The organism is Streptosporangium sp. NPDC006930 (assembly GCF_040635605.1).
Classification (GTDB): domain Bacteria; phylum Actinomycetota; class Actinomycetes; order Streptosporangiales; family Streptosporangiaceae; genus Streptosporangium.
Map to the genome: position 1 here is coordinate 158,600 of NZ_JBEYID010000018.1, position 9,507 is coordinate 168,106.

At 70.8% G+C, this 9,507-nt stretch carries 6 protein-coding genes; all 6 read right to left on the reverse strand.

What is annotated here, in order from left to right:
- Positions 1 to 29: 29 nt before the first annotated feature.
- Positions 30 to 1,328: an AAA family ATPase gene (locus tag ABZ664_RS28380; RefSeq protein ID WP_362516232.1), complete on the reverse strand. Its 1,299-nt coding sequence runs from the start codon at positions 1,326 to 1,328 to the stop codon at positions 30 to 32.
- Positions 1,329 to 1,428: 100 nt separating this feature from the next.
- Positions 1,429 to 2,898 carry a hypothetical protein gene (locus ABZ664_RS28385; RefSeq protein WP_362516235.1) on the reverse strand — a complete coding sequence of 490 codons (1,470 nt, stop codon included), beginning with the start codon at positions 2,896 to 2,898 and terminating at the stop codon, positions 1,429 to 1,431.
- A complete protein-coding gene (locus ABZ664_RS28390; RefSeq protein WP_362516237.1) occupies positions 2,895 to 4,022 on the reverse strand; it encodes a hypothetical protein in 1,128 nt (375 codons plus the stop codon). The genes ABZ664_RS28385 and ABZ664_RS28390 overlap by 4 nt, the downstream gene beginning before the upstream one ends.
- A gap of 28 nt (positions 4,023 to 4,050) precedes the next feature.
- Positions 4,051 to 4,827, reverse strand: coding sequence for a hypothetical protein (locus tag ABZ664_RS28395; protein ID WP_362516239.1), 777 nt, complete (start codon positions 4,825 to 4,827; stop codon positions 4,051 to 4,053).
- A gap of 554 nt (positions 4,828 to 5,381) precedes the next feature.
- Positions 5,382 to 6,812: an NADP-dependent phosphogluconate dehydrogenase gene (gene gndA, locus ABZ664_RS28400; RefSeq protein WP_362516241.1), complete on the reverse strand. Its 1,431-nt coding sequence runs from the start codon at positions 6,810 to 6,812 to the stop codon at positions 5,382 to 5,384.
- A gap of 349 nt (positions 6,813 to 7,161) precedes the next feature.
- A complete protein-coding gene (locus tag ABZ664_RS28405) occupies positions 7,162 to 8,847 on the reverse strand; it encodes a serine/threonine-protein kinase (protein WP_362516243.1) in 1,686 nt (561 codons plus the stop codon).
- Between the last annotated feature and the right edge of the window lie 660 nt (positions 8,848 to 9,507).

A 9,507-nucleotide genomic window follows, 5' to 3' on the forward strand; every position in this document is an offset into this window, starting at 1 on the left:
GGTGCGGACTCCGGCGCGGCGCGTCCGGGTCATCGGTCCGGGGTCACCCGGTGTTTGGAGAGGTGGGCCAGCACCGCCTGGTTGGCCTCCCAGCCGTCGGGGAACTTCACCGGCACGCCGAGCTGGACCGGCTCGGACGACGGGTGGGCGTCCAGGAGTTCGGGAATGCCCGCCCTGGCGACCACGACGCAGGCGTGGCGGTGCCGGGAGGTGAGCACGCACAGCCGCCCGGACTCCAGATGGAACGCGGTGGCGTCGCGGCGCCCGGACAGCGGGTGAAGCACGATCGTCACGTCGTACTCCCGGCCCTGCAGGCGGTTGGCGGTGTCCACCGTGATCTCCGGCGGCACCCCGGCGGCCCTGATCGCGGCGACCTGGTCGCGGTGCGCGGCGCCGATGGCGATCCTGTCGGCGGTGACGGGATGGCTGCCGCGCTCGGAGTGCGCGACCGGGCCCCGCTGGAGCAGCCGCGTCGCCAGCATCGCGGTCGCCGCGACGGCTTCGGCGTCGGTGCGCACCGTGTGACGGCTCGGCAGCTCGTACAGCGCCCAGCCGGAGACGGCCGCCTCCTCCAGCGCCAGGTCGTGGGAGGTGCGCATGCCGTTCACGGTGAACTCCAGCGACCTGTCGTCCGGACCCGTCCCCGCGCGGAACCCGGTGAACGGGTAGAACGCCTCGGAGACCACCGGCGCCGCCGAGGCGGGCAGTCGCCAGGAGACCGGCAGCCGGTGCACCGGCAGGTCGGGGTTGTGCCGCAGCAGCACCGAGACCGCGCTCTGCACCGGATCCCACGACAGGCCCGCCCACCGGTCGCCGTCCACGATGGAGAACGGGTCGAGCTGGCCGGGATCGCCCACGAACAGCGACCGCTCGAACAGCGAGGCGATGCGCAGCAACTTGTCCGAGCGCATCTGGTACGCCTCGTCGACGATGGCCCAGGGCCAGGTGCGGTCGCCGATCCAGGCCCACTTGTCGGCAGTGGCGATCACCACGGCCGGATCCCCCAGGTCGGGCAGCTTGCCCGCGACCGAGACGTTGGGGTGGGCGAGGACGCGGCCGGGCGTGACGTAGCCGCTCGCCGACAGGCGGCCGATCGGCAGGTCGGGGTGCTCGACCGCGAGCCGCTCCACCAGGTCGTCGACCTGCTCGTTGGTCTGGGCGACGATCATCAGCGGCTCGCCGGTCTCCGCGATGTGCCCCGCCGCCCTCACCACCAGCGTGGACTTGCCCGCGCCCGGCGGCGAGTCCACGACCACGCCGCGATGGCGGGGCAGGTCGGCCAGCACGGCCTCCACCACGGCGGCGGCCTCCCGCTGCGGGGTCGTCATGCCGTGCCCCCGTAAAGGCCCCCGTAAAGGCCCCCGTCACGGCCCGTCCCGCACGCGGCGGGACGGGGCATCGCCCGGCGGCACGGGATCCGGTGAACGCTCAAAGCCATTCCTCCTGCGCGTCGTCGTCGCCGGGCTCGTACTCCTGCGGAGGGCCGCCGTGGGTCCACGGCGTCTGCTCCGGATCGGGCAGCGCCGCCGACGACTGGAAGTCGTCCGTCAGTGAGGTGTAGGAGACCTGCTCGCCCGGTTCGGGTACGGAACCGGGGACGGGTGTCCTGCCCCGCCCCATCCCCTTGGTGACCTTGAGGGTGATCTCCCCGTTCCCGATCTCGACGATCTCGGCGGCGTGGCCACGCCGGTCGGGGCTGCCGACCGTGGTCTTGGGGGAAAGCCGCACCGGGTCGTCGGTCCGCACCGTGATCAGGGGCCTGAGCTTGCGCGAGCGACCCTCGCCCTCGGTGTGCTCAAGATCGGCGGACGTCACCGTCCCGGCGAAGGCCTCGCCGCTCAGCCGGTACTCGGCCATGAGCAGCGGGTCGTCATGGGCGCGCTGCACGTCGTAGCTCGCCCGCGCCCGTTCCAGCCCCGCCAGCCGCGCGGCGGCACCGACCGCCCCGTCCCTGCGCGCCTGAGGCGGCCCGCCCTCGGCGATCCGCTCGACGAACCGGGTGAACGACCCGCGGTCGATCTCCCAGCGGTCCTTCACCCGCGCCCCCTCGGGCAGCGAGCGCAGCAGCTCCACACTGCGCCACATCAGCCGCCAGGTGGGTTCGAGCTGGGTGCGCAACGCCTGGCTGATCCGGTCGACGGCGCGATCGGTCGGCGCCTCCTCGTAGGCGCGGATCGCGGGGCCGAGCACCTCGTTGTCGAAGCCGGGGTCGGTGGCGGGGCCCGCGGGAGGCCAGAGCAGCGGGTCCTCGGCCTCCTCGGCCGCCCGCCGCCCGGACATTCCTCGCGGCGGATCGATCCATCCCAGCAGCGCCGCCAGGTTGGCGTCCTCCAGGTTGCTCTGTCCGGTCGCCCAGTGCAGGCTCAGCGCCTCGGTGGCGGGGAGCAGCATCGAGGAGCCCGGCTGCAGCGACCGGTCGGCGAGATAGGTCAGCCACCGGCCGAGCAGCGGCACCGACGGGTGCACCGGGTAGGGGCCCTCCGCCCTGCGGAAGCGGGTTGAGCGGCCGAGCAGCGCGGCGAACGAGGCCGCGGGCCGGTTCGGCACCAGGATCTGTGGCGCGTCCAGGCAACGCTCGTACGGATCGCCGCTCTTTCGCTCGACCGTCTCGGTGCTCTTCTGGAACCCCTCGATGTACGGCAGCAGCACCTCGGCCAACCCGGCGGCGAAGGCGAACCGCAGGTCGCGGTTGCGGGGCTGGGGAACGACGAGCAGCCGGGGATGACCGGGATCGGTGCCGACCATGGCGGCGAGCGGCGCGGCGGCCTCGCCCGCGAGCTTGAGCGGGATGAACACCAGCGGCTGGGCGGAGACGTGGCAGTGCCGGACCGTGGTGATCCGCTGCGCGACGCCGTCCCTGGCGGCCCGCAGCCGCGCCAGCGCCGTCAGTGTGCTCACCGCAGCGACTCCTCGCGCAGCCGATGCGCCAGCCGGAGCAGGTGGGCGATCTCCTCCTGGCCCTCGGCCACCTCGCGGGTGCCCTCGGCCAGGCCGAGGGCCTCGTCCATGCCGGAGACGCCGCCCAGCTGGTCGCGTACCTGGCGCCCGAGCAGGTCGGTGGTCCCGCAGGAGCGGGCCTCGTGACGGCAGAACATGCACATGTCGCAGGTGGACAGACAGTCGGGCGCGTAGCGGGCGGGCACCTGGAGCAGTGCCTGGGCCAGCTCCTCGGCCGAGCGGGTCGGCACACCGTCCTCGCCGGGGGCCAGATCGAAGGTGAGGCCGCCGGGCAGGCCCTCCAGCAGGCGCTCGACCCTGGTCATCCGGGCGAGCTGGCGGTTGAGCACGGAGAGATGCTTGCGCACGTCGACCAGCGCCGCCGTCGGGCGGTTGGCGAAGTTCTCCGGGCAGACGAGGACCACGTCGTGGGAGACGCGTTCCGGGTCGTGCCCGAGGTCGGCCATGAGCGTGCGCAGCGCCATGACGTAGACCGACGCCTGTCGCGCCGCCGCCGCGACCTTTTCCGGCTCGGCCTGCCCGTCGATCATGCTGAACGACTTGATCTCCACGATGTGGAAGCGCCTCCCGATCTGGAAGGCCACCACGTCGGGTTCCAGGTAGGAGGTGTGCCCGGCGATCTCCAGGCTGAGCAGCGGGTGGTCGTAGAACACCGCGGTCCCGTCGTCCTCGCGCGCCGCGCGGTCGATCAGCGCCCGGGTGTGCGAGTGACGCAGGTGGGAGCCGACACTCTCCACGTCCTGATAGCCGACCTGGGCGACCTCCAGGCCGAGCAGCTCGCGCAGGAGGCGCAGCAGCTCCGCGCACCCGTTCTCCTTCACCAGCGTCTCGAACACGTTCCCGCGGGTGATCGCGAACTGGGACTGGCCGAACGGGGCGGGGAAGCCGACGTGCCGGGCCGTGAGGTCCTTGTCGACACCCGCGGCGTCCATCACCGCCCGGCGGACGCAGCCGGGGTTGGCGGCGAGCGCCGCGATGGCCCGCGCGTCGTGTGGGCGGGAGGGCATCGGCCCGCGCAGCTCGTCAAGCCTGTTCAGGAAGGCCCTCTCCCCGAGCTTGTTCATGAGCCGGTCTCCCCGTCCAGCCTGGTCTTCAACAGGCCCCCCTCAAGGTGTTCATCGCGGTGGCGCCGAACAGGCGCTCCACGTCCGGTAGTTGCCTCATCGCCCGCGCCGCCACCTCGGCCCGCTGCGCGGAGTCGGCGGCGAGGTGCACCTCCAGCTCGGCCCGTGCCGCGCGGATCGCGGTCGCCGGGTCGGCCGGGGCGAAGCCCTCGACGGCGCCCGGGATGTTCTGCGCCATCCGCGACAGCAGCCGCACCGCCCCCGCGGGAGGTTCCGCCAGCCGCGTCAGGTGCTCGGCGACGCGCATGGCCGAGACGAGGAAGTCGACGCGCGGGCTCAGCGGTCCCAGCACCCGCGACTCGGGCGGCCACGTGCTGTCGGCGAACAGCCCGCGGGCGGGGGAGAGGCGGTCGGTCAGCGCGGCGCACAGGTAGTACGGCCTGGCGTAGGGGTCACCGCGGAACGAGCGCTCCTCGTCGCGCCGCAGGCTGGTGAGCTGGGAGCCGCGCAACTCGCGGGAGAAGAAGGCGTCGTTCACCGCCACGATCAGTTTGGCCGCCGTCGGTACGCCCAGCATGGCCAGCGCCTGGTGCACCTGCTCCCTGATGGGCACCAGCGAGGTCTCGGGTTCGTGTGGCGGCGCGGGGGTCTCGGAGGTGATCGCCGCGTCCCACGCCTGCTCCGCCCTGCGCAGGTCGCCGCGCAGCGACCGGGCGAGCGAGTTCTCCTTCGCCTTGACCGCCCGTCGCACCTCGGCGCGGAGCTCGGCTATTCGCCGTTCCAGCGCGTCCAGTGAATCACTCACGGCCCGGAGCGTAACAGGAGTTCCACCAGCCTCCCTTGAATTCCAGCGAATTCCAGTATTAAGTGCGAGCCGTGTAATGGAAATAAAGGTACAAAAAGGTCATTTAATGCGAAACCCATCGTGTGGGAGGCGGAGTCAGTCGACACGGCCGAATCCCACCTCGGACGGTGAATCAGGCGGGAACCACGCGGGGGAGCGGAAGGGGTGCAGCACATCCGGCCGGGTCAGCGCGGCGTAGGGCAGGTCGGGACCCCACTCTCCCGTTCCCGCGATCCCCGCCGGTTAGGTTCGTCGCCGATCAGGTCCTCGCCGCGCAGCGGGTGCCGGCCCGGCGCGACCGGCTGACCTGGTCGGGGGCGCGAAGGCCGAGGAGACCCACTCCTCGGCCGTCGCCGCCGACCGCGCTGCTCCCCGAACCTCCCTGAGCGCTCGGGTCAGGGGCGGCCGGTCCCTGCCCTGAATGTGCCGCCTGTCGCGGGTCGGCGACCGCGTCCGATCCAGTGCGGCAGACGGTCACCCCGGGGCGAGGAGGGGTGACATGCGGGATATGAGGGCTAGCCCTTGACCTCCGTGCGGTCGGCCGACCACAGGGTGTGGAAGGAGCCCTCGAGGTCGATCCGCTCGTAGGTGTGAGCGCCGAAGAAGTCACGCTGGCCCTGGATCAGGGCCGCGGGCAGGCGCTCGGCGCGCAGCCCGTCGTAGTAGGCGAGCGCGGTCGAGAAGCCGGGCGCCGGGATGCCCAACTCGGCGGCCTTCGCCACCACCCGCCGCCACGAGTCCTGCGCCAGGGTCAGCGCCTCGGCGAAGTAGGGGGCGGCGAGCAGGGTGACCGGCTTGTCCTCCGCCGCGTACGCCTCGCGGATACGGTCGAGGAAGACGGCGCGGATGATGCAGCCACCCCGCCAGATCGTGGCCAGGGTGCCAAGGTCGAGATCCCAGCCGTACTCCGTGCTGCCGACCCTGAGCTGGTCGAACCCCTGGGCGTAAGCGACGATCTTCGAGGCGTACAGCGCCCGCCGCACGTCCTCGGCGAAGTCCTCGCCCACGGCCCCCGCGGGCACGCCCGACGGGCCGGGCAGACCCCGTGCGGCCTTCCGCAGGTCCGCGTGACCGGACAGGGAACGGGCGAACACCGCCTCGGCGATTCCGCTCACCGGAACGCCCAGGTCCAGCGCGATCTGCACCGTCCAGCGGCCGGTGCCCTTCTGCTCCGCCCGGTCGGCGATCACGTCGACGAGCGGCTTGCCCGTCGCGGCGTCGACCTGGCGCAGCACCTCGGCGGTGATCTCGATCAGGTACGAGGACAGCTCACCCTCGTTCCACTCCGCGAAGATGTCCGCGAGCTCCGCCGGGGTCCGGCCGAGTCCCTGCCTGATCAGGTCGTAGGCCTCGGCGATGAGCTGCATGTCGGCGTACTCGATGCCGTTGTGCACCATCTTCACGAAGTGTCCGGCACCGTCGGGGCCGATGTGCGCGCAGCAGGGCACGCCGTCCACCTTCGCCGCGATGTCCTCCAGCAGCGGGCCCAGCGCCTGGTACGACTCCTTCGAACCGCCGGGCATGATGCTCGGCCCGAGCAGCGCGCCCTCCTCCCCACCGGAAACCCCGGCGCCGACGAAGTGGAGACCACGCTCGCGCAGCGCGGCCTCGCGCCTGCGCGTGTCCAGAAAGTGCGCGTTCCCGCCGTCCACGAGCATGTCGCCCGGCTCAAGCAGGGGAGCGAACTCCTCGATCACCGCGTCGGTCGGCGCACCCGCCTTGACCATGATCAGAATGCGGCGGGGCCGCTCCAGCGCCGCGACGAACTCCTCGGGGGTCTCGCAGGGGACAAAGGTTCCCTCGTGCCCATGCTCCTCGATCAGCGCCTTGGTCCTGTGCTGGGACCTGTTGTGTACCGCTACCGAATGCCCGTGCCTGGCCAGGTTGCGGGCGAGGTTCGCCCCCATCACGGCCAGTCCTGTCACGCCGATCTGTGCCTGAGTCATCAAAAACCTCCAGCTCGAAAAACCCGGTCTTCACGACCGGAAGGAGAACGCGGCGGGATGCCGTTGGCCGATTTCTCGAAAACCTGAGCGACTTCGTGGTGAATGCCGCACCCTTTGTGACCTACTTTGTGACCTACGCGGATCGGGAGGCGGACGTTCACGCTCCACCTCCGTCCAACCGCGTCTAATTTTTCACGTTCGGGAAGGCAAGTCTGCACCCACCCCGATCGAACGTGCGAAGAAGGTCCCGGCATCGTGCCGATCGGTGGACGACCTGCTTTTTCCGATGGCTCCGACCTCCGGCGGGAACGGGGACGACCTTGCGGGAACCAACCCGCGCCCAGAAGGCTCAGCGGCCGAAGCTGATGACGCCCGGAAGCTCCCGTCCGATGAGGCCGCCCAGGCACCGGTAGGTCCGCGCCCCGCCCTGGAACTGCTCCCGCGAGGGCGGCAGGATCGTCTTGTGCCACCTTGTCCGCCGGTCATTGCGCTCGTCGAACATGGAGGCGAACATCACCTGGTCCGAGCAGACCTTCTTCACCGTCGGATGGTTCTCCAGGACGGCCAGATCGTAGGTGAGAGAGTCCCGGGGCAGCGGGGCGATCGCGAACGTCTCCCACACATGGGGCTCCTGGCAGCGGATCCGCTTGGCCGTGGTGTCGCCCGCGATCGCGACGAGGCCGCCCCAGCACTCGTTCTCCGCCACGCACACTGCCCCCGCGCCCGTCACCGCCGCAGCGGGGCAGGGGGTCGTGACCGTGGCGACCTCGAAAACCTCGCGAGCCGCGGACGTGCCCGCCTCCGGGGTCGCGCTCCCGTCCTCGCCCGTGCTCTGGAGGGCCTGCGAGCTGGGCCGCTGCCCGGTGGACGGGGTCTGGTCGCGCTTCTCGATGTACATGAGCCCTACTCCGGCCATCAGCAGGATCGCGAAGGCCACGGCCACCGCGACGAAGACCCGCGCGTTCGACGCGGCCGGATGCTCCGGGGCCGCCGCGGGCGGCTGGGTACCGGAGAACCCCTTCACGCCCGGTGACGTCAGATGCGACCGCACAGCTTCCCCGCGCTGTCCCGGCGGTGTGCCGTACGGTGACGCGTGCGGCGGCATGGGCACCGGGTTCTTCTCCGGTGTCGAAACCGGCGGCGAAGTGGGCCTCGGAGCCAGGTGAGGGATGGCGGGGCGCGGGGTGTGGGACCGGTGGACCGGGACGCCTCCCTCCAGGCGCAGGTCCGTGAGGGCGTCGCGCAGCGCGGCCACCGAGGGGGTGCGTCGCGCGGGGTCGGTGGCCATGGCCTCCCTGAGCACGGCGGTCAGCTCCGGCGGCACTTCCGGGATCTCGGGAATCGGCAGGCGGTGCAGGGCCATGATGACCGCGATGTTGACCACGCCGCTCTCGGGGAAGCGCGGTGGGCGCCCCGAGAGCAGCGCGTACAACGTGGCGGCCAGGGAGTAGACGTCACCGGCGGCGGCGGGTTCGGTCAGTTCGAACGCCTCGGGCGGGGCGTAGGCGGGAGTGAGGGACTCCCGGGTCACCGACGCCTCGCTGCCCGAGGACGGCATGGTGGCGAGGCCGAAGTCGGAGAGCACCACATTGCCGTACCGGTTGATCAGGATGTTGGCGGGCTTGATGTCGCGGTGCAGCACCCCGGCGGCGTGCGCGGCCGACAGCGCGTCGGCGATCCGGATGCCGATGTCGGCGACCTCGGCCGGCGGCAACCGCTTCTCGGCCCGCATCCGGTCCAGCAGAGACCCGCCGGGACACAGTTCCAGGACCATGTACGGCCGTCCGTCGGGTAGGACCCCCGCGTCGTAGACATGGGCGACGTGCGGGTGACCGGAGAGCGCGCCGGCCGAGGTCACCTCACGCATGAAGCGGCGCCGGTCCCGCTCGGAGACCAGCACCCGGTTGTCCACCTTGAGCGCGACCTCACGATCCACCGCCAGCTGTCTGGCCCGGTAGACGATCCCGAAACCGCCCTGGCCGAGCACCCCGGACACCTCGTAGCCCGGTACCGCAAAGGCGCCAGCTCCGGCCACCTGCCACCTCCTGAAGACGAGCGGCAGATTACCGGAGTTTCCAGCGCGAACCATGGGCGTATTCCCTTCGTTTCGCCGCCGGGGTGCGCCGCGCCCGCCTCGCGTTGAAGGCCCGCCGCCGGGACATCACATGCCCACTCCGTCTCCGGCCCCTCGCCGGCGTGTCCGGATCCTTCGTTTTGTCGGAGCCGCTTTCCCTGAAGCACGCACGCCAAGGCGCCCTGCTTCCACGTGGGGCGCGGTTGATTTGACGATGCGGGTCAGGGTTCATAAAGTTCACCAGACCCGAGGGAGACGGCGGTGGCGCCGGGGCCTCGGAACCCTCTCTGACGATCTTTGCCTTGATGGGATGTTTGTCCCTTAAAGGGGTTTGATTCGACATGAATCGGACCATCAAGTACGTTAGGCGGGTCCTCCTGAGAAGGGGGAGCAGTAAATTTTGAAACAGGTAGGCCGGATCGGGTCGGTTTGACACGAAAAAGCGGGCCTGAAAGAATAAAGGCACAACGAAAGAACAGAATAAAACGAACGCCCCGGAGTTCTGCCGGACCGGTTGGTCGGGTGGGGGTGATGGTGTACGCGTCCGTTTCTTGAGAACTCAACAGTGTGTTAAAAGCCAGTGCATGAAGCACAACCCCGTCCTACCACCCGTTGTGGTGG